Origin of the sequence: Streptomyces sp. SAT1 (genome assembly GCF_001654495.1) — a bacterium.
In the GTDB taxonomy this organism is placed as follows: domain Bacteria; phylum Actinomycetota; class Actinomycetes; order Streptomycetales; family Streptomycetaceae; genus Streptomyces; species Streptomyces andamanensis.
Genome location: NZ_CP015849.1, coordinates 6,701,368 through 6,720,086, shown reverse-complemented (window position 1 = coordinate 6,720,086; position 18,719 = coordinate 6,701,368). Strand labels below are relative to the sequence as shown.

At 73.9% G+C, this 18,719-nt stretch carries 16 protein-coding genes and 1 pseudogene; 9 read left to right on the top strand and 8 right to left on the bottom strand.

Going from position 1 to position 18,719, the window contains the following annotated elements; translation table 11 throughout:
* Position 1: 1 nt before the first annotated feature.
* Positions 2-673, bottom strand: a complete 672-nt coding sequence (locus A8713_RS28615) for a succinate dehydrogenase (RefSeq protein ID WP_064536560.1) — start codon at positions 671-673, stop codon at positions 2-4.
* A gap of 119 nt (positions 674-792) precedes the next feature.
* Here A8713_RS28615 and A8713_RS28610 point away from each other — a divergent pair, with 119 nt between their 5' ends.
* Complete coding sequence (locus A8713_RS28610; protein ID WP_064536559.1) at positions 793-1,680, top strand: LysR family transcriptional regulator; 888 nt, start codon at positions 793-795, stop codon at positions 1,678-1,680.
* Positions 1,681-1,734: 54 nt separating this feature from the next.
* Here A8713_RS28610 and A8713_RS28605 read toward each other — a convergent pair whose 3' ends face one another.
* Positions 1,735-2,625, bottom strand: a complete 891-nt coding sequence (locus A8713_RS28605) for an NAD(P)H-binding protein (RefSeq protein WP_064536558.1) — start codon at positions 2,623-2,625, stop codon at positions 1,735-1,737.
* A 215-nt stretch (positions 2,626-2,840) separates the two neighbouring features.
* On the opposite strand from A8713_RS28605, the gene A8713_RS28600 reads away from it, so the two are divergent.
* On the top strand, positions 2,841-3,713 hold the full coding sequence (locus A8713_RS28600; RefSeq protein WP_064536557.1) for a LysR family transcriptional regulator: 873 nt from the start codon (positions 2,841-2,843) through the stop codon (positions 3,711-3,713).
* 299 nt (positions 3,714-4,012) lie between these two features.
* Here the strand turns inward: A8713_RS28600 and A8713_RS28595 are convergent, their stop codons facing one another.
* Positions 4,013-6,154 (bottom strand): putative bifunctional diguanylate cyclase/phosphodiesterase, encoded by a 2,142-nt coding sequence (locus A8713_RS28595; RefSeq protein WP_064536556.1) that lies wholly within the window; start codon positions 6,152-6,154, stop codon positions 4,013-4,015.
* Positions 6,151-6,963: an SAM-dependent methyltransferase gene (locus tag A8713_RS28590; protein ID WP_064536555.1), complete on the bottom strand. Its 813-nt coding sequence runs from the start codon at positions 6,961-6,963 to the stop codon at positions 6,151-6,153. Before A8713_RS28590 ends, A8713_RS28595 begins: the two co-directional genes overlap by 4 nt.
* Positions 6,964-8,151: 1,188 nt before the next feature.
* On the opposite strand from A8713_RS28590, the gene A8713_RS28580 reads away from it, so the two are divergent.
* Both A8713_RS28580 and A8713_RS28575 read left to right on the top strand, forming a co-directional pair.
* Positions 8,152-8,916 (top strand): bestrophin-like domain, encoded by a 765-nt coding sequence (locus A8713_RS28580; RefSeq protein ID WP_079159167.1) that lies wholly within the window; start codon positions 8,152-8,154, stop codon positions 8,914-8,916.
* A gap of 220 nt (positions 8,917-9,136) precedes the next feature.
* Positions 9,137-9,529, top strand: coding sequence for a hypothetical protein (locus A8713_RS28575; protein WP_064536553.1), 393 nt, complete (start codon positions 9,137-9,139; stop codon positions 9,527-9,529).
* Between the two features lie 191 nt (positions 9,530-9,720).
* Here the strand turns inward: A8713_RS28575 and A8713_RS34830 are convergent.
* Positions 9,721-10,110, bottom strand: a pseudogene (locus A8713_RS34830) (hypothetical protein); the annotation flags it as partial.
* Positions 10,111-11,041: 931 nt separating this feature from the next.
* Between A8713_RS34830 and A8713_RS28565 the strand changes: the two are divergent.
* Entirely contained in the window at positions 11,042-11,734 is a 693-nt protein-coding gene (locus A8713_RS28565) for a class F sortase (RefSeq protein WP_064536551.1), read from the top strand.
* 107 nt (positions 11,735-11,841) lie between these two features.
* Here A8713_RS28565 and A8713_RS28560 read toward each other — a convergent pair whose 3' ends face one another.
* A complete protein-coding gene (locus A8713_RS28560; RefSeq protein ID WP_064536550.1) occupies positions 11,842-12,684 on the bottom strand; it encodes a polysaccharide deacetylase family protein in 843 nt (280 codons plus the stop codon).
* 107 nt (positions 12,685-12,791) lie between these two features.
* On the opposite strand from A8713_RS28560, the gene A8713_RS28555 reads away from it, so the two are divergent.
* Positions 12,792-13,271 carry a universal stress protein gene (locus A8713_RS28555; protein ID WP_064536549.1) on the top strand — a complete coding sequence of 160 codons (480 nt, stop codon included), beginning with the start codon at positions 12,792-12,794 and terminating at the stop codon, positions 13,269-13,271.
* 118 nt (positions 13,272-13,389) lie between these two features.
* Positions 13,390-14,817, top strand: a complete 1,428-nt coding sequence (locus A8713_RS28550; RefSeq protein WP_064536548.1) for an amino acid permease — start codon at positions 13,390-13,392, stop codon at positions 14,815-14,817.
* Positions 14,818-14,909: 92 nt separating this feature from the next.
* On the opposite strand, the gene A8713_RS28545 is transcribed toward A8713_RS28550, so the two are convergent.
* A complete protein-coding gene (locus tag A8713_RS28545) occupies positions 14,910-16,073 on the bottom strand; it encodes a CapA family protein (RefSeq protein ID WP_064536547.1) in 1,164 nt (387 codons plus the stop codon).
* Positions 16,074-16,365: 292 nt separating this feature from the next.
* Here A8713_RS28545 and A8713_RS28540 point away from each other — a divergent pair, with 292 nt between their 5' ends.
* Positions 16,366-16,971 carry a sigma-70 family RNA polymerase sigma factor gene (locus A8713_RS28540; RefSeq protein ID WP_237305478.1) on the top strand — a complete coding sequence of 202 codons (606 nt, stop codon included), beginning with the start codon at positions 16,366-16,368 and terminating at the stop codon, positions 16,969-16,971.
* A 147-nt stretch (positions 16,972-17,118) separates the two neighbouring features.
* The gene (locus A8713_RS28535; RefSeq protein ID WP_064536546.1) at positions 17,119-17,634 is read left to right on the top strand and encodes a hypothetical protein; all 516 of its coding nucleotides are present in this window, start codon (positions 17,119-17,121) and stop codon (positions 17,632-17,634) included.
* 177 nt (positions 17,635-17,811) lie between these two features.
* On the opposite strand, the gene A8713_RS28530 is transcribed toward A8713_RS28535, so the two are convergent.
* Complete coding sequence (locus A8713_RS28530; RefSeq protein ID WP_064536545.1) at positions 17,812-18,675, bottom strand: Fpg/Nei family DNA glycosylase; 864 nt, start codon at positions 18,673-18,675, stop codon at positions 17,812-17,814.
* Positions 18,676-18,719: the final 44 nt, after the last annotated feature.

Here is an 18,719-nt window from a genome sequence, read left to right as displayed (position 1 = left end):
GTCAGCTCACCACTCCGGTCATCACGCCCACCGGTACGGCGATGAAACCGGCCGTGAGCAGTACTGCGAGGACGTCTGCGACGGTCTTCAGGGCGCGGTCGCGGGCCCGGCTGCCGACGCCGAGGGTCTGGGCGGCGCTCCAGAAGCCGTGCCGGATGTGCAGGCCGAGCGCCAGCATGGCGACGATGTAGATCACGTTGCCGTACCAGGTGGAGAAGGTGTCCACGACGTTCTGGTACGGGTGGCCCTCCTGGAAGCCGCCGGAGTGCACGGTCCCGGTGGTCAGGTCCAGCAGGTGCCAGACGATGAACAGGCCGAGGATGATCCCGCCCCAGCGCATGGTGCGGGTGGCGTAGCTCGCGCGGGGCCTGGCGTGCACGTACTTGGCCGGGCGCGCCCGGATGTCGCGGCGGCTGAGCTGGTACGCGGAGACGGCGTGCGCGACCACCGCGACGACCAGCACGACCCGGACCAGCCAGAGCGTCCACTCGTAGTGCATGAACGGCTCGCCCACGGTGCGCAGCCAGTGCGCGTAGTGGTTGAACTCGCCCGCGCCGAAGTAGATCTTCAGGTTCCCGATCATGTGGGCGACCAGGTACAGCAGCATGATCAGGCCGCTGACCGCCATCACGGCCTTCTTCCCGACGGTCGACCGCCACACGGTGCGTGCCATGGACGGCCGTCGGTCCGTCCGCGTTGCCAGAGCCATGGGACCGACGCTAGGCCCGCCGGGGGTCATCGGTCCAAGACATGGTCCAGCTCGTTCCGATAGGCAGCGGCTATCATGGCCGGGTGCAGCTCCAGCAGCTCCAGTACTTCGTGGCCGTCGCCGAGACCCGGCACTTCACCCGGGCCGCGGATCTGGTCCATGTCGCCCAGCCCTCGCTGTCCCAGCAGATCAAGGCGCTGGAGCGGGAGCTGGGCGCCGATCTGTTCCAGCGGGCGCGCGGCAACATCACGCTCACCGACGCGGGCGAGGCGCTGCTGCCGCTGGCCCGGCGCATCCTCGCCGACGCGGACACCGCCCGGCACGAGGTGCAGGAGCTGGCCCAGCTGCGCCGGGGCCGGGTGCGGCTGGGCGCCACGCCGAGCCTGTGCACCGGGCTGCTGCCGGACGTGCTGCGCGCCTTCCACGACCGCTACCCGGGCATCCGGCTGCTGGTCGAGGAGGGCGGTTCGCACGACCTCGTACGGGAACTGGCGCGCGGCGCCCTGGACCTGGCCCTGGTGGTACTGCCGCTGCCCAGCCCGTCCCCCGCGCTGACCACGGTGGAGCTGCTGCGCGAGGACCTGGTCGTGGTGTCCTCCTCGGACGTGCCGCCGCCCGGACCCGCGGGACGGCGGACGGTGCGCATCGCGGACCTGGCGGGCGCCCGGCTCGTGATGTTCCGCCACGGCTACGACCTGCGGGAGCTGACGGTCGCCGCGTGCCGCGCCGAGGGCTTCGAGCCGGAGTTCGCCGTGGAGGGCGGTGAGATGGACGCCGTCCTGGGCTTCGTACGGGCCGGTCTGGGCGTCGCCGTCGTGCCCCGCATGGTCGCCACCCGCTCCGGGCACGGTCTGCGGGTGACCCCGCTGGCCCGCCCCGGCCTGCACCGCACGATCGCCCTGGCCCACCGCAGCGACGTGGCGCCGCCGCGGGCGGCCAGGGAGCTCCAGCGGATGCTGCTGGAGCGGTGAGCGGGCCCGGCACCGGGGGCGCTCCCGGCGGCGGCCGACGAAGGCGTACGGCGCTCAGCCGCGCACGGCCGGGGACAGCACCTCCTCGCACCACTGGCCAAAGCCGGTGGGCGCCGTGTCCGGGGTGCTCGGCACACCGGCGCCGTAGAAGCCCTGCTCGTCCTGGGCGCGGACCATGTCGACGACGCCCTGCGCCCACGCCTCGCCGGCACCGTGGTCCAGCAGGGCGCGCCGGAAGTCGTCGAGGGCGACCGGCCGCATCCGGACCGGGCGGCCCAGCACCTCGGACATCACCTCGGCCATGCCCTCGGGCGTCAGCGCGTCGGGGCCCACCAGCGGGACGTCCTCCTGCCCGGTCCAGGACGGGTCGAGCAGCAGCCGGGCAGCGGTGGCGGCGATGTCGCGGGTGGCACAGGTGCGCAGGACCCGTCCGCCGTCGTTGGCCAGGTGGAAGACCCCATGGTCATGGATGAGCGGGGCCTGCCCGAGCAGGTTCTCCATCAGGAAGGGCGGGCACAGCGCCCGGTAGTGCACACCGGTGGCCGCGATCGACTCGTCCATCGCCAGGGAGGCGGAGATCTGCCCGGCGTCCACGGCGGTCTTGCGGCCCAGGGTGGAGACGCCCACCACCCGCCGCACGCCCTGGTCCCCGATCACCCGGCACAGCGCGTCGGCGAAGGCACGGAAATGGCCCTCGACGCTCTCGGCGCCCGGCGCCGGCGGCACCAGCCAGAAGACCTGGTCGGCGCCCGCCGCCGCTTCGGCGAGCAGTCCGGGGTCGCTGTGCGAGCCGCGGAACACCTCGGCCCGCTCCCGGGCCCGCAGGGTGAGCCGGGCCGGGTCCCGGGCGATCACCCGGAGCCGCCCGGCCGTCTCCGGCTCGTCGAGGAGGAGGTCGAGCAGGCGCCCGCCGATCTGGCCGGTCGGAGTGGTCACGAGCATCACGAGGAGTCTCCCGAAGTCACAGAAGTCGGAAAAGGTAAGGGTGGAGTAGAGGGTGAGAGTCGAGGCGGCGGGAGTCGAGGCGGCGCCGCCGTGCGGCGAGCCGTCCGTCCCGTCCGCCCTCCTCCCTCGATCCTTCGCCCGTCACCTCCGGAACTGAAGGTCCGGTCCGGTCGCGGTCGTTACCCTGAAGGCAATACCGACCGGAAGGGGCAGCCGTGGAGTCCCGTGCCCTGCGCTATTTCGTCGCCGTCGCCGAGGAGCTGAACTTCGCCCGCGCCGCCGAGCGGCTCGGCATCTCGCCGCCCCCGCTGTCCCGCGCGATCCGCGCGCTGGAGACGGACCTGGGCGTCACGCTGTTCGAGCGGAGCACCCACCGGGTGGCGCTGACCCCGGCCGGCGAGGTGCTGCTCACGGAGGGCCGGATCGCGCTGGACGCGCTGACGGCGGCCGGACGCCGGGCGCAGCGGGCCGTCGCACCGCAGGCCGGGCTGGTCCTCGCGGTCAAGGCGGACGGCGACGCGGGGCTGCTGGAACCGATCCTGGAGCGCTTCGCCGCCGATCCCGCCGCCGTCCCGGTGACGGTCCGGCTGTGCGCGCTGCACGAGTCCGCCACGCTGCTGCGCCGCGGCGAGGCGGACGTGGCCCTGGTCCACGGCCCCTACGACCCGACCGGCCTGGACAGCGAGCCCCTCACCGTGGAGCCGCGCGTCGCCGCCGTGGCGGCCGCCCATCCGCTCGCCGCGCGCACCCGGCTCAGCCTGGACGACCTGGGCATGACCGCGGAGGACGTCGGCCGGCCCGTCGGGCGGCCCCGGGACGACTGCCGCGATCTGGCCCAGTTGCTCACCCTGGTCGCGCTCGGCGAGGTCGTGACGCTGCTGCCCGCCTCCGTGACCCTGCGCTATCCGCGCCCCGGTGTCGCCTACCGCCCCGTCGTGGACGCGCCCGCCGCCGTCATGGCGGTCGCCTGGCCCCAGCAGTCGCGCTCGACCGCCACGGCGGCCCTGGTCCGGGCGGCCACGGCGGTGGCCGAGGCGCGGACACGGGCGCGGGAGCGCACGCCCGACGAGGCGTCGTTCACCCCCTGAACCGGCCTGGGAACCGGGGCCGTGGCCGGAGCCGGAGGTGGGACGCGGGGCAGGGCGGGCGCCGGAGCCGCGGCGGAGGCGGCGGAAGGCGTACCAGTAGGGCGCGGCCCGGCCGGGACGGCCCGCGACCGCGTCCGGCGCACGTAGCCGCATCCGCATCCGCACCCGCTGCACACGCACCCGTCGCACGCACCCCCGGCCGCACACACTCGGGGCTCACCGCATACGCGGTCGGGGGGGCTCGCCGCGTACCACTGCCCGCGCCGGACTGCCCGCGCCGGCGGAACCGTCCCGCCGCCTCAGCCCGTCGCGTCCGCCAGGGCCAGCTCGTGGAGCCGGTCCGGCGGGCCGGGGCGGGCGTAGTACCAGCCCTGGGCCGTGTCGCAGCCCAGTATCCGCAGCTGTTCCGCCTGGGCTCCGGTCTCCACGCCCTCGACGGTGACCGCGAGGTCCAGGCTGTGCGCCAGGGCGACGATCCCCTCGACGATCTTCAGGTCGACGGGGTCCGCCGGGAACTGCTGCATGCCCTGGGTGAAGGAGCGGTCCAGCTTGAGCACGCTCACCGGCAGCCGCCGCAGGTTGGCCAGGTTGGAGTAGCCGGTGCCGAAGTCGTCCAGCGCGATGTCCACGCCCATGTCGGCCAGCCGGCGCAGCGGCTTGAGCAGATCGTCGTCCGCGCCGATCAGCGCCGATTCGGTCACCTCCAGGCACAGCGCGTCCGGGGTCACCCCCGCGCGCTCCAGGATGTCGACGGTGTCCTGGACGAGCCCGGGGTGGCCGAGCTGGCACGGCGACAGATTGACGTTGATGCGCAGCGGCCCGCTGGTGCCCTCACCGTGCCGCTCCCGCCACTCGCGGGCCTGGCGCACCGACTGCTCCATGACCCAGCGGCCCAGCGGCACGATCAGCCCGGTGTGCTCGGCGAGCGGGATGAAACGGTCGGGGCCGAGCACACCGTGCTGCGGGTGCAGCCAGCGCACCAGCGCCTCCGCGCCGCGCACACTGCCGTCGCCGAGGTGCACCAGCGGCTGGTACTCGATGAAGAACTCGCCCCGGTCGAGCGCGGCGGGCAGCGCCGTGGTGAGCCCGTGCCGGGTGATGGCGCGGGCGTCGGCCTCCGGGTCGGCCAGCTCGAAGCGGTTGCCGCCCGCCGACTTGGCCCGGTACATGGTGATGTCGGCGCTGCGCAGCACCTCCGCCGCGCTGCGCTCCCCCACCGGGCCCTCGACGACGCCGATGCTGCCGCGCACGGTCAGCTCGCGCCCGTCGATGCGGATGGGGGCGAGCAGTGCGTTCATGATGCGGGTGGCGAGGTCGTCGACCTCGCTGCGGCTGTCGGCTCCGGTGGTCAGCGCGACGAACTCGTCGCCGCCGAGCCGGGCGACCATCTCGCCGGGCGCGGTCGCGCACGCCTGGAGCCGGTCGGCGACCTCCACCAGCAGCCGGTCGCCGGCCGCGTGGCCGAGGCTGTCGTTGATGGTCTTGAAGCCGTCCAGGTCGAGGTAGCACAGCCCGAAGCGGCTGCCCTCGCCCGCGTTGAGCGTCTTCTCCAGCCGTTCGAAGAACAGGGTGCGGTTGGGCAGCCCGGTGAGCGCGTCGTGGGTGGCCTCGTAGCGCAGCCGCAGGTTGAGCAGCCGGCGCTCGGTGGTGTCCTCCATCAGGGCCAGCTGGTACTGCGGGTTGCCGTCGGGGTCGCGCAGCAGGGAGACGGTCAGGTTGGTCCACAGAACCGTGCCGTCGGGGCGGTAGAAGGCCTTCTCCACGTGGTAGTGCTCGCGCTCGCCGCGCACCAGTTCCTGGTACAGCCGCCAGGTCTGCGGGGCGTCGTCGGCGTGCGTCCACTCCTGGACGTTGCGCACGCGCAGGCTCTGCTCGGAGCCGCCGAACATGCGCAGCAACGCGCCGTTGACCTGGAGGACGTTGCCGTCGAGGTCGGCGATCCCGATGCCTATGGCGGCACCCTCGAACACGGCGCGGAAGCGGGCCTCGCTGGCGTGCAGCGCCTGGGCGACCACGCCCTGGGCGCGCAACGCGGCCTGCGCGATGGCCTCCTGCTCGGCGAGGGTGCGCTCGCGCAGCGCCCGCGCGAACCCGGCGGCCATGGCGTGCTGGAGGCGTCCGGAGCGGGCCCGCAGGTCCTCCGGGTCGCCGTCCTCGCCGCAGTAGAGCACGAGGTAGGCGTCCACGCAGTCCAGGGAGCGGCTCAGTGCCTCGGGCGCCGTGCAATGCGCCCCGATCAGCGCGGCACCGACCGCCTCGCCCTCCGCGGCGTCGAACGCCCTGGCCCGCAGCGCCCCGCTCAGCCGGCGGGCCAGCGGCAGGAGTTGCTCCTCGAACTCCGGGCGGGTCAGCGACGTGGAGGTCACCGGGAAGACCGCCCGGCTCCAGATCGTCGTCAGCCGGCGCAGTCTGTCCTCCGGGCCGTCCGGCTGCGTGTTCACGCCGTACGCCCCACGCCGGCGTATCCGGAGAAGGCATAAGGATCCTCGTCCTCAGGCGCCGTCTCCGGCCGCCAGCGCGCCATCGGCACCAGTCCGGGTTCCACCATGTCGTACCCCTCGAAGAACCGCGCGATCTCCTCGCGCGAGCGCATGATCAGCGGATTGCGGATGCCCTTGTATACGTCGACCGCGCCCTCGCTCCGCTCCGGCGGCAGCGGGATTCCCTCGTACGAGGCATGCGTGAGGATCAGCAGGCTGCCGGGGGCGAGCGCGTCGCGCAGCGCGGCGACGGCGGTGTACGGGTCGTCCGTGTCTTCCACGAAGTGAAGTATGGCAACGAGAAGCAGCGCCACTGGCCGATTCAGGTCGATCAGCCGCCGCAACGGGGGGCTTTCGAGGATCTCGTGGGGCTTGCGCAGGTCCGCCGCGACCACGTCCGCGTCGTCGTTGTCCGCGAGGACGGCCTGGCTGTGGGTGACCGCGACCGGGTCGTGGTCGACGTAGACCACGCGGGCGCCGGGGCGGGCGCCCTGGGCGACCTCGTGGACGTTGCCGAAGGTGGGGATGCCGGACCCGATGTCGAGGAACTGCGTGACGCCCTCGTCCAGCGCGAACCGCACGGCGCGGCGCATGAACGCCCGGTTGGCCTGCATGACCTTGGGCAGCCCCGGCATGAACTCCATGGCCCTGCGGGCCGCTTCGCGGTCGATCTCGAAGTTGTGCGAACCGCCCAGGTAGTAGTCGTAGATCCGGGCGACGCTCGGCACCGAGATGTCGATGCTCCGTGGGGCCCAGGCGGGACGCTCCATCTTCTCTCCACAACGTAGGCGATCCGGTGTTCGAGCTGAGGCTACTGATCGCCCGCCAAAGGGGCGAGAGGAAACGGAAATTGACCATCCGTTCCCGGTCACCACCTGCGGCGTACGGGTCCGGCGGGCGCCCGCATCACGGTGGATTGCGCCGATGTGCGGGCCCGGCGGAAGCGCTCGGGCGTGCGCTCCGGCACACCGCGACCGCCCCCCCCCTTGGCGCGGTGCGGAAGGTGAGCGCTCCGGCGGACCGGGCATGTGCGGTGTGCGCGGTGTGCGCGGTGTGCGCATACACACACCGTCACTTCTGTGTGCGGAGCCCACGGCCCGGCCCCGGGCCAGACCCCCGCGCCCGTTCCCCACCGGCTCGCGTCGGCTCGCGTCGGCTTCGGGCCGGGTTCGAGTCCGTCTGCCGCCGCTCTCCACCACATCGCACGCGCGTCCGTATCGGCTCGGCGAAGGCGGTCGTCCGGCCAAACCCTCCTCCGCCCCGTTTCGCTCCTTCGGACCAATCGCCCGGCGCGTCGGAGTGCGCGGGTCCGGAGCGGCCCATGATCTCGGTCGTGCATCGACCGAAACCGACCCGATTCGCCCTGGTGATGCGGGTGTTGGCGCCGACGGCCGTGGCGTGGACCTGCGTGGGTGTCCCGGCCGCGCCGGCGGCCGCCGACGCCTGCGCCTACGCCTCCACGGGGCCGGGCGGAACCGTGGCGGTGGCGGTGGCCGGCGGCGGCACCTGGCCGCCGTTCCCTCCGTGCCCGAGGCCCACGCCCACACCTACGCCCACGCCCACGCCCACGCCCACGCCCACGCCGACTCCGACTCCGACTCCGACTCCGCCCCCCAGTCCCACCCCGTCGCCCACGCCGAAACCCCCGACCCCACCGCCGAAGCCCCGGCCCACGCCACCACCCCCGCGACCGGCCCCCGTGGTCCCCGCGCCCCGCCCGGCACCGCCGAGGCCGGCCCCGCCCCCGCCTCCCTCGCCCACTCCCACCCCGTCACCGAGTCCCACGCCCCGCCCCGGCCCCTCGGCGCGGCCGGTCGCCTATCCGCACTACCGGGCCCAGCCGCACCGGCACACGCCCCGGCGCGCTCCGTCGCCGATCACCTACGTCCTGTTGATCGCGGTGCCCGCGCTGGTCGCCGTCGCCGCGCTCCGCCCGCGCTGACCCCTGGAGGAACCCGTTGTCGGAATGGCTTGTTCTCGTCCTCGCGATGCTGGCCGCCTGTGCCGTGGTCGTGATCATCACCCTCGTACGGGACCGCACGGCGGCCGAGGACGAGGACCCCAGCGACACCCCGGACGTCATCGAGTACATGACGATGTGGATCGGTGTGGTGTACGCCATCGTGCTGGGCCTGGCCATCGCCGGGGTCTGGGAGGCCCGGGTCTCCGCCCAGGACCACGTCCAGGCCGAGGCCCAGGCGCTGCACGAGATCTCCGAACGCGTCCGGGTCTATCCGCCGGATGTGCGCGACCGGATCCGTTCCGATGTCAACGCCTATGTCGGACACGTCGTGCACACCGAGTGGAAGACGATGGTCGACCACGGCCATGTGACGAAGCAGGGCGACCAGTTGCTGGAGAAGATCCGCGCCGACGTCACCGACTACCAGCCGAAGTCCGACTTCGAGGCGCAGGCGTACCAGCCGCTCGTGGACCAGGTGACCGCCGCCGACCAGGCCCGCGCCGCCCGCTCGGACTCCACCGGGACGACGATGCCCGGCGTGGTGTGGTTCGGGCTGATCGCCGGGGCGGTGATCACCATCGGCATGGTCTTCGCGCTCCAGATCCGGCGCACCCCGCGCGAACTGGTCCTCGCGGGGGTGTTCTCCGCGCTGATCGCCTTCCTCCTCTTCCTGATCTGGGACTTCGACGCGCCCTACAGCCGGGGCGTCGCGTCGTCGACGGCGCCCTTCCTGGACATGTTCCCGGGCATCACCCGCTGAGGCGGGCGGGTACGGAGGGGCGCGCGGGAGTGACGGGCACTCACCGGCCGGTACCCGGCCGCGGGTGCGCCGTCCCCTGTGCGGCCCACACGGTTGCCCCGTTCGCCCGGGTGCGATAGCGCCGGAGTGCACATGTTCCTAGCGTTTCGATCATCGAGGTGCATTTCAGGCGCACGCGGAAAAGGTCCGCAGCTGCTCCTCGGGGACCGGAGGAATCACCATGCGCGTGATACGCGTCGTTTCGGCGGCACTGCTGGGTCTGGGCGCCCTCACCCTCTCCGCACCCGCGGCCGTCGCGAGCGGCGGTGACGGCGGCTCCTACGACGGCGGCGGCCACTCGTCGTACGGCGGCGGCGGAGGCGGCGACCGCTCCTACGGCGGCGGAGGCGGCGACAGCGGCTCCTACGGGGGCGACGAAGAGGACGAGGGCCGCGGCGGCCGGGGCGGAGGCAAGCCCGAGCACTTCCAGCACGGCGTCCGCGCGGGCGGCGGCGGCACCGTCGCCGGGTTCGACCTGAAGGAGGTCGGCATGGGCACGGCGCTCATCGCCGGTTCGGTGGGCACGGCGTACTACCTGTCGCGGCGCCGCACCGGCGAGGAGGGCGTCGCCTGACACCGCCGCCCCCGCACACATCTTCGCCCCGGACCTGTGCGGGTCCGGGGCGAAGGTGTGTCAGGAAGGCGCCCGCCGGGGCCGGTCCCGCCGCGGACGGATGCGCGCGGGCCGCCGCCGCGACGCGCGGCGGTCCGGCCTCCGCCGCGCGGGACGGAGACCGGACCGGAGGCCGTGGGCGTACGGCGCCGTCAGACGCGCTTGCCGGGCCGGCGGCGCATCAGGAACACCCCGCCGCCGACGACGCCCGCCGCCACCAGACCGCCGCCGATGGCGATGTCCGCCTTGGTCGCGCCGGTGGTCGTGGCGCCGCCGAGGCCGCCGCGCACACCGCCGACGACGGTGAACGCCCCCGGGCGGGTCAGGGTGCGGCCGTCGCACCGGACGGTGATGTCGTACGTGCCGGGGCGGGCGTCCTCGCGGACGGTGGCCACGCCCCGCGCCCTCTCGCCCGCGCCGTCGACGGGTCGCAGTCCGGTGGTCGAGAAGGCGCGTGAGGCGGCGGTCCCGCCGCCCCGGCAGCCTTCCACCGTGATCGCCAGCTGCCCGCCGCGGGCGATCACGCCGGGCAGGGCGGTGATGTCGCGGATCCCGCCGGAGCCACCGCCCGGACCACCGCCGGGACCGCCGCCACCGGGGCCCCCGCCGGGACCGCCTCCGGTCCAGCCGCCCGGCCCGCCGACCTGGCCGCCCCCGTGGCCGCCGCCGTGCCCCTCGCCGAACCCGCCGACCTGGCCGTGTCTCGGCCGGTGTTCGTGCCCCCGCCCGAAGCCGCCGTCCGGGCCGCGCCCGAAGCCTCCGTCCGGGCCCCGGCCGCCGCCGAACCCGCCCACCTGGCCGTCGCCCGGACCGCCGTCGTGGCCACCGCCGAAGCCGCCCGCCCCGCCGACTCCGCCCACGCCGCCGACACCGCCGACACCGCCTGTGCCACCGATGCCGACGCCGCCACCGACCTGGCCGCCGCCGGGGCCGCCGATCTGACCGTTGCCGGGTCCTCCGACCTGACCGTTGCCCGGACCGCCGACCTGGCCGTTCCCGAAGCCGCCGATCTGGCCGTTGCCCGGCCCGACGTCCCAGCCGCCGGGGGCGTCGCCGCCCTTGGCGGCGGCCACCGGGGCGGCCAGCCCTACGGCGGCGACGGCGGCCACCAGGGCCGCCAGGGGGGTACGAGTGATGGACATGTGTTCCTCCGCGGAAGGCGCCCCGGGGGCCCGTACCCGGTCGATCGGCGAGAAAGCGCCTCCCGCGAGAACCCTCGGACGGCCCGTACCCGACCGCATTTCGGCGCTCGTCCGACCCGGTGAGCCGATCCGCCGGTGAATTCACCCCGTTGAAGGTCGCCGCAGGTCACGGGTTGTCATAAAGCCCCCGTACGGCCCGACTCGGATGGCGCACGAAAAGGCGGTGCGCCACCCGTTCGCCTCCGTCCCGTCGCCGGTTCCCGGCGCCGGACTTAGCGTGCAGGCACGGGCGAGTGAGAACGGTGCCGGCCGCGCCGAGAGGGGATGGCGTATGACTGCGAGCGAGCTGTCCGGATTCCGGGAAGAGGAGGAGCCGCAGCCGCGGCGGAAGCGTGCGCCGTGGGGCGTGATAGCGCTGGTCCTGCTCTCGGGGCTCGCTCTCATCCGCAACGGCTCGGGCGAGTTCGACGCCGGTCCGCCGCAGCCCGCCAAGGCGGCGGCACCGGACGTCGCGCGCGCGGTGCCCAGCACCCCGCAGCCCACGGACGGCGCGGACGTACCGGCCCTGGGGCGCTCGGTGCCCGACCGGATCAGGGTCCCCGTGATCCAGGTCGACGCGCCCGTCACCCCGGTCGGCGTGGACAGCGACGGCTGGGTCGCGGCACCGCCCCCGGACGACCCGAATCTGGCGGGCTGGTTCAACGGCGCCGTCACCCCCGGGGAGAAGGGGACCGCGGTCGTCGTCGGCCATGTGGACAACACCATGGGCCCGGCGGTCTTCTACGGCCTCGGCGCGCTGAAGAAGGGCAACCACGTCGAGATCCACCGCGAGGACGGGAGGACGGCCGTCTTCGAGGTGTACGGCGTGGAGGTGTTCGAGAAGAGCGACTTCCCCGGGGACCGCGTGTACGGCTCGAAGGGCACACCGGAGCTGCGGCTCATCACCTGCGGCGGCGACTACACCAAGAAGACCGGGTACCAGGGGAACGTCGTCGTCTTCGCCCGGCTCGCCGAGGTCCGCTGACGGCGGGGGCGGGGTCCGCCCCGGCTCGGCGGCACCGCCGGCCGGGCGGGCCCGGAACACGAACGCGCGGGCGGCCCCGGGCGCGAACCCGGGGGCGCGCGGGCGCGTCAGGTGTATTTCCGGCGCGGGACGGTGAAGTGGTAGCCCTCGTCCAGCAGCTTGGGCAGATAGGTGCGCAGCGCCCGGACGGTCTGCGAGCGGTCGCCCCCGGCGTCGTGGGAGAGCACCACCACCCCGGGGGCGGCGCCCCGCTCCACCCGGCGCACGATGGCCTTGGTGCCGGGCGTCGTCCAGTCGAGGCTGTCGACGGTCCAGGCCAGGGGCTCCATGCCGAGTTCGGCGTTGAGCCGGAAGACCGTGCGGTTCCAGGCGCCGTAGGGGGCGCGGAACCAGAGGGGCCGCTCGCCGTACGCCTTCTCGATGACGTCGCTGGTGCTCTCGATCTCGTCGCGGATCTCGCTCCGGCTGAGCTGGGTGAGCAGCGGGTGGGTCCAGGTGTGGTTGCCGACGACGTGGCCCTCGTCGGCCATCCGGGCCAGCAGGTCGCGGTTCCAGTCGGCCATCTCGCCGCACACCATGAACGTCGCCCGGATGTCGTACTTGGCCAGCGTGTCCAGCACCTGCGGGGTGTACTCGGGGTTGGGTCCGTCGTCGAAGGTGAGGAGCATCGTGTTGCCGCGGCCGGAGAAGCTCAGGATCGGGGCGGTGCGCACCTCGGTCGGCAGGGGCCTGATCCGCTGCGGGGCGTCGCCGGTCAGGGGCCGCAGACGGTAGGCGGAGGGTCTGAGGGCGCTGTGTGCCTGCGGGCCCGCGGCGGGCGGCGCGGACGGCGGACCGCCGGAGGAACCGGAGAGCAGCAGTCCGGCCGTGCCGGCGGCGCCTGCCGCGCCGAGAGCGGCGGCCCCGGCGAGCAAGGCCCGGCGCCGCGTGAACAACTGATCCTTCTGCATGAGTCATCAGTGACCGGACAGTCTCCGCGGCACCGGTACGGCGGCACGAAAACACCCGCCCGGACCAGCTGGCGCCCGGCGGCGCCCCGTCCGATAAGCTACGCAGCGTGACGGAACAGCACGAGGAGCACGAGCAGCAGGCGCCCCGGTTCGAGCGGGGCACCGACGGGCCGAAGGTGATCGTGGCCGGGGTGGACGGCTCCGACTCCTCGATGCGGGCCGCCGCCTACGCCGCCGGTCTCGCCCGCAGGCAGGGCGCGCGGCTGGCCCTCGTGTACGTGCAGCCGGTGATGTCGGCGGGGGCGGCGCTGGGCGCTCCGGTGGCCGACACGACCGACGAGATCGCCGAGGACCTCGTCCAGCAGATCCGCGAGTCCGCCGAACGGCTCAAGGGGATATTCGAGGTGCGCTGGGAGTTCCACACCTTCCGCGGTGATCCGTACAACGGGCTGGTGACGGCCTCCGACGAGCTCAAGGCGGACGCGGTGGTCGTCGGCGCCTCCGAGCAGGCGGGTCATCGGATCATCGGTTCGGTGGCAGTGCGTCTGGTGAAAGCGGGAAGGTGGCCTGTGACGGTGGTGCCGTAGGGCGTCGCACCGCGTTCCCCGTGACCGGCGGGGCGTGCGTGGCGTCTTCCGTACCCGGCCGCGCTGGGCCATCATGATCCGCCGTCAGCCGATTGCCGTCTGCGAAGAGGTGAGGCGCATGGCCGGGCTCCGCATGGGTGAGGGCATTCTCCGCCGTAAACCCATCGAACACATCGAGGAGACGGAAGGCGGCGAAGGACCGAAACTCGAACGGTCGCTCGGGCTGTGGCAGCTCACGGCGATCGGTGTGGGCGGCATCATCGGGGCGGGCATCTTCACGCTGGCCGGCACGGTGGCCAACGGCACGGCCGGTCCTGCGGTGCTCGTCTCCTTCCTGATCGCGGGCGTGGCCAGCGCCGCGGCCGCGCTGTCGTACGCGGAGTTCGCCGGGATGATCCCGAAGGCGGGCTCGGCGTACACCTACGGCTACGCGGTGCTCGGCGAGTTCGCCGGCTGGTTCATCGGCTGGGACCTGCTGCTGGAGTACACGGCGATCGTGGCGGTGGTCGCCATCGGCATCTCCGGGTACTTCAGCTTCCTCGTCGAGGACATGGGCGCGCATCTGCCGGCCTGGATGCTGGGCGCGCCCGGCACCGGCTCCGGGCACCGGGTCGACCTGTTCGCGGCGATCCTGTGCCTGCTCATCGCCTGGCTGCTGAACCTCGGCATCCGCAGCGCGGCCCGTTTCGAGACGGTCGTGGTGGCGCTGAAGGTCGTCGTGGTGCTGGTGGTGATCCTGGTGGGTGTCTTCCACATCAACAGCGCCAACTACCACCCGTTCTTCCCCTTCGGGGTCGGCGGGGCGTTCACCGGCGCGGCCACCGTGTTCTTCGCGGTCTTCGGCTACGACGCCATGTCGACGGCGGCCGAGGAGTCCAAGGACGCGCAGCGGCACATGCCGAAGGCGATCATCTACTCGCTGGCCATCGCGATGGTGCTGTACGTGGCGGCCTGCCTGGTGCTCACCGGCATGCAGAACTACAAGGACATCGACAAGGAGAGCGGCTTCTCGACCGCGTTCAAGTCGGTGGGGCTGAGCAGCCTGGCGGACGTGATCGCGGTGGGCGCGATCATCGGCATCCTCACCGTGATGTTCACGTTCATGCTGGGGGTGACCCGGGTGTGGTTCTCGATGTCCCGGGACGGGCTGCTGCCGCGCTGGTTCGCCAAGACGCACCCCACCCGGCACGTGCCGACGCGCGTGACGTGGATCGTCGGGATCGCGTCCGCCGTGATCGCCGGGTTCCTGCCGATCGCGGAGGCGGCCGAGCTGACCAACATCGGGATCCTGCTGGCGTTCGTGGTGGTCTGCACGGCGGTGATCGTGCTGCGCTACCGGCAGCCCGAGCTGCCGCGTTCCTTCCGCACCCCGTGGATGCCGTTCGTGCCCGCGCTCGGGATCGTCTTCTCCATCTGGCTGATCACGTTCCTCCAGTGGCAGACGTGGGTGCGGTTCGTGGTGTGGTTCCTGATCGGCTGCGTCATCTACTTCGGCTACTCGTACAAGCGCTCCGCGCTGGCGCCGGGGCGCGGCCCGAAGAGTTGACGGACGGCGGCCCGGCCCGGCGGCGCGGCGGTCACGCGCCGTGCCGCCGGGCCGGTCCCCCGCCGCCGGGCCTGTCCCCCGCCGCCGGGCGGTCAGCGGCCCATCACCAGCCCGTCCTTCGCCGCGCCCCGGGCGAGCACCGCGTCCCGGATCCCGTCGCGTACGGCCTGGAGGTCGGCGCCCCGGCCGATGGCCTCGTCGACGTCCACCACCCGTCCGGCGTCGGGGTCGAACAGTTCGGGCATGAACTCGGCCCGGGTCACCTCCCAGCGCCCGCCGGCCCTGGCGGGCGGGGCGAAGGTGAAGCGGGCCAGGGTGCTCCGGCCGGTGCGCGGGTCGAGCGGGGCGGCGGTGCCGGGCTGCGGGCCCGCGATCTTGTCGCCGGTGCCGTAGACCACCCAGGTGCCGCCCACCTTCTCGTAGGGCTGGGGCGTCCGGGCGCCGGTCCCGAGGATCAGGTCGACGGCGGGGCGGGCGCCGGTGCGTGCGGCGGTGAGCCGGCGCGCCAGTTCCGTCTGCTCCGCGTCCGGGCCGTCCTGGTGCGGGTCGCCCCAGTCCAGGGACACCACGACGACGTCGGCGCCCGCCTGCCGGGCGGCCCGCGCGTCGGCGAGGATCCGGTCGGTGTCGAGCAGGCGCAGCGACCAGGGCTGTCCGGCGGGCGACGGCCGGTCCGGGCCCCGGCTGTAGGCCAGATGGGCGACCAGCGCGGAACCGGCGCGCAGGAGGGCGCCGCGCGCCTCGTCCTCGGTGCGGGCCGATCCGGCGTGCCGGATCCCGGCGCGGTCCAGGGCGTCCAGGGTGCGGCGGACCCCGTCGGCGCCGTCGTCCAGGGTGTGCGCGGAGGCGGTGGCGCAGCCGTCGTAGCCGGTGGCGGCGAGCGCTGGGGCCAGTTCCGGCGGGAACATGCCGGGGGACGCGGCGGCGGGCGCCTCCTCGGGGGCCTGTACGGCGTCCAGGTGGCACAGGGCCACGTCCGCGCCGGAGACGGCCGGGGCGACGCCCTCCAGCAGGGGCCGGAAGTCGTGGCCGGCGCCGCCCGCGTCGAAGGCGGCCCGCTCGACGACCGAGGCGTCCGGCCGGACGGCGCCGGAGGCCAGCAGGGTGAACGCGGTGGCGGCCGGGCGGGTGCCGGCCGCGGACGCCGGGGGTGCGGCCGCCGCGGGCCGCTGCTCGTGGTGGCCGGCCTGGCAGGCCGCCGCCGCGGTGAGGACGGCCGTCACGGCCAGGGCCACCTGGTGTCGGCGTGCGAACATCGGTTCCCTTCAGAGCGGGCGTTCGATCATTCGGTCATATCGGCGGACAAGCGTTAGTCAGATGGGTACGAAGCGGGCCGTCGCCGCAAACAGCGGCGGTGCCCTGATTGGTCCGTCCGGTGCGCACCGGCCCCTGTCCGGCAGCCGCCGGACCCCGGGCGCCCGGCGTTCCGTACCGTCACCGGCATCTGACGGACCGTTCGTCGCACCGTTCAACGACGCGATCGACCGTCCGCCGCACAGCGCCGCGCGCACCCTGTCCCCGGACGGCACCCTGCGGTGCCATACGGCCATGATGGCCGGAACCACCCTCCCGCCCGCGCCGCCGACCACCGGGGCGCCCGCCGACGTCACGGCCGCCCGGACGGCGGGCGCCGGGACGACGACCGCCGAACACGAACTCGCCGTGCTCCAGCGCGAGCACGCACGGCCGCTGTTCGCGCTGCTGCTGCGGCTGTGCGACGGCGACCGGCAGCGCGCCGAGGACCTGCTCCAGGAGACGCTGGTGCGGGCCTGGCAGCACCCCGAGGCGCTGCGCGCCGAGACCTTCGACTCCGTACGGCCCTGGCTGCTGACCGTCGCGCGGCGGCTGGCCATCGACGCGCGCCGGGCCCGGCAGGCCCGGCCGCCCGAGGTCGGCGACGCCGTCCTGGAGAACGCGCGGGTGATGGCCGACCACGCCGAACGGTCCGCCGCCACCCTCGATGTGCGGCGCGCTGTGAAGACACTCACTCCGCAGCACCGTGACGTCCTGGTGCTCGTGTACTTCCGCGGGGCCAGTGTGGCGGAGGCCGCCGAAACCCTGGGCATTCCGCCCGGTACCGTGAAGTCCCGTGCGTACTACGCGCTGCGCGCCCTGCGCAGGGTGCTTCCCGGTTACGCGGCCGACCTGCGGTGAAACGGACTCATGGGTCAAGCCTCCGTAAAGCGCCTTGCTGTGGACCCCTGTTGGGTAATCGGCTGTTCTCATCCGTGTTCCGTGGGGGCATGGTCCCGGGAGCCGGGGCTCGGGCGACGCGCACGCACCGGAGGAAGGCGGGAAGGGATGCAGCACAGAGGGCACGAGAACACGGAGGGCGGCCACGGCGGTGATCCGGACGTCCCCATGGCCTGGTTCTACGCCGAGTACATCGCCGACGAACTGCTGCGCACGGGCGACCTGATGCCCCCGGCGTCGGTGGAGTTCCGCGCCGGACGGGACGCGCTGGCGCTGACCGTCTTCCTGTCCGACACCGGCGGCGAGCTGTCCGGCATCCGGGTGGTCTCGCAGCTGGAGACCTGGCTGTCGCTCACCGCGTACGACCAGCCGTGGCAGGACTGGGTGCGCGAGCGGGTGGCCTGCCTCGCCGCCGACGCGTACGCCCGGGGCGTCCCCTCCCCCGACCTCGCGCTGGCCGAGGCCGCCTGGCGCTGGCTGGAGGAGACCGAACTGCTCGCGCCCGATCTGGACGCGGTGCCGGACGGCGCGGGCGCGGTGGGCGAGGACGAGGGCCCCAAGGTGTGGACGCCCGCCTGGCAGCTCGGGCTGCCCCTGGGGCATCTGGCCATCCATCTGTTCTGATGTTCTGACCGGGTCCGGCTCCGCGGCACGGCGCTCCGGACGGCGGCGCCTCGCCGCACCAAGCGCGGGGTGCCCGGTCCGGGTGCGCACGGCGGACGGGCGGCGCCCGCCGACGCTCGGCACGCCCCGGCACGCCCCGGCACGCCCCGGCGCGGCCGGGCCGCCGGGCGGGCCGGGCTACTTGAGCAGCCGGGAGAGTCTGCGGTCCGCGAGCGGCTTGCCGCCCGTCTGGCAGGTCGGGCAGTACTGGAGCGAGGAGTCGCTGAAGGAGACCTCGCGGATGGTGTCGCCGCACACCGGGCAGGGCTCGCCGGTGCGGCCGTGCACCCGCAGGCCGCTCTTCTTCTCCGCCTTCAGCCAGCCGGCCGCGATGCCCCTGGAGCGCTCGACGGCCTCGGTCAGGGTGGTGCGCAGCGCCTCGTACAGCCGCCCGGTCTCCTGCGGGGTCAGGGAGGCGGCCAGCTTGAACGGGGACATCCGGGCCGCGTGCAGGATCTCGTCGCTGTAGGCGTTGCCCACGCCCGCGATCAGGCTCTGGTCGCGCAGGGCGCCCTTGAGCTGCCGCCGCTCCTCCGCGAGCAGCCCGGCGAAGCGCTCCTCGTCGAAGTCGTCGGCCAGCGGGTCCGGACCGAGGCGGGCGACTCCGGGCACCTCCTGCGGGTCCGGCACGACGTACACCGCGAGCCGCTTCTGGGTGCCGGCCTCGGTGAGGTCGAAGCCCGCGCCGGTCTCCAGGGCGACCCGCAGGGCGAGGGGGCCCTTGCCGGGCCGGGGCGGGCCGTCCGGGAGGCGGTCCCGCCACTGGAGCCACCCGGCCCGCGCCAGATGGGTGACCAGGTGCGGGCCGCCGTCGGTCGCCAGGTCGAGGAACTTGCCGTACCGGCCGACGGAGGTGACCTCGCGGCCCTCCAGAGCGGTGACCGGCGGGTCGTAGGTCTTCAGGACGCTGATGGCGACGGGCAGCACCCGGACCACTTCGTGACCGACCAGATTTTCGGTCAGGAAGTCCCTGAGCGCTTCCACCTCGGGCAGTTCCGGCATGGTTCCAGAGTGCCACCGCCCACTGACACCGCCACGCGGCACGG

Excerpts from the sequence above, each read along its gene's own strand:
- A8713_RS28615 (WP_064536560.1), bottom strand. The coding sequence starts at position 673 with ATGGCACGCACCGTGTGGCGGTCGACCGTCGGGAAGAAGGCCGTGATG.
- A8713_RS28590 (WP_064536555.1), bottom strand. The coding sequence starts at position 6,963 with ATGGAGCGTCCCGCCTGGGCCCCACGGAGCATCGACATCTCGGTGCCG.
- A8713_RS28575 (WP_064536553.1), top strand. The coding sequence starts at position 9,137 with ATGCGCGTGATACGCGTCGTTTCGGCGGCACTGCTGGGTCTGGGCGCC.
- A8713_RS28565 (WP_064536551.1), top strand. The coding sequence starts at position 11,042 with ATGACTGCGAGCGAGCTGTCCGGATTCCGGGAAGAGGAGGAGCCGCAG.
- A8713_RS28560 (WP_064536550.1), bottom strand. The coding sequence starts at position 12,684 with ATGCAGAAGGATCAGTTGTTCACGCGGCGCCGGGCCTTGCTCGCCGGG.
- A8713_RS28550 (WP_064536548.1), top strand. The coding sequence starts at position 13,390 with ATGGCCGGGCTCCGCATGGGTGAGGGCATTCTCCGCCGTAAACCCATC.
- A8713_RS28545 (WP_064536547.1), bottom strand. The coding sequence starts at position 16,073 with ATGTTCGCACGCCGACACCAGGTGGCCCTGGCCGTGACGGCCGTCCTC.
- A8713_RS28540 (WP_237305478.1), top strand. The coding sequence starts at position 16,366 with ATGATGGCCGGAACCACCCTCCCGCCCGCGCCGCCGACCACCGGGGCG.
- A8713_RS28535 (WP_064536546.1), top strand. The coding sequence starts at position 17,119 with ATGCAGCACAGAGGGCACGAGAACACGGAGGGCGGCCACGGCGGTGAT.
- A8713_RS28530 (WP_064536545.1), bottom strand. The coding sequence starts at position 18,675 with ATGCCGGAACTGCCCGAGGTGGAAGCGCTCAGGGACTTCCTGACCGAA.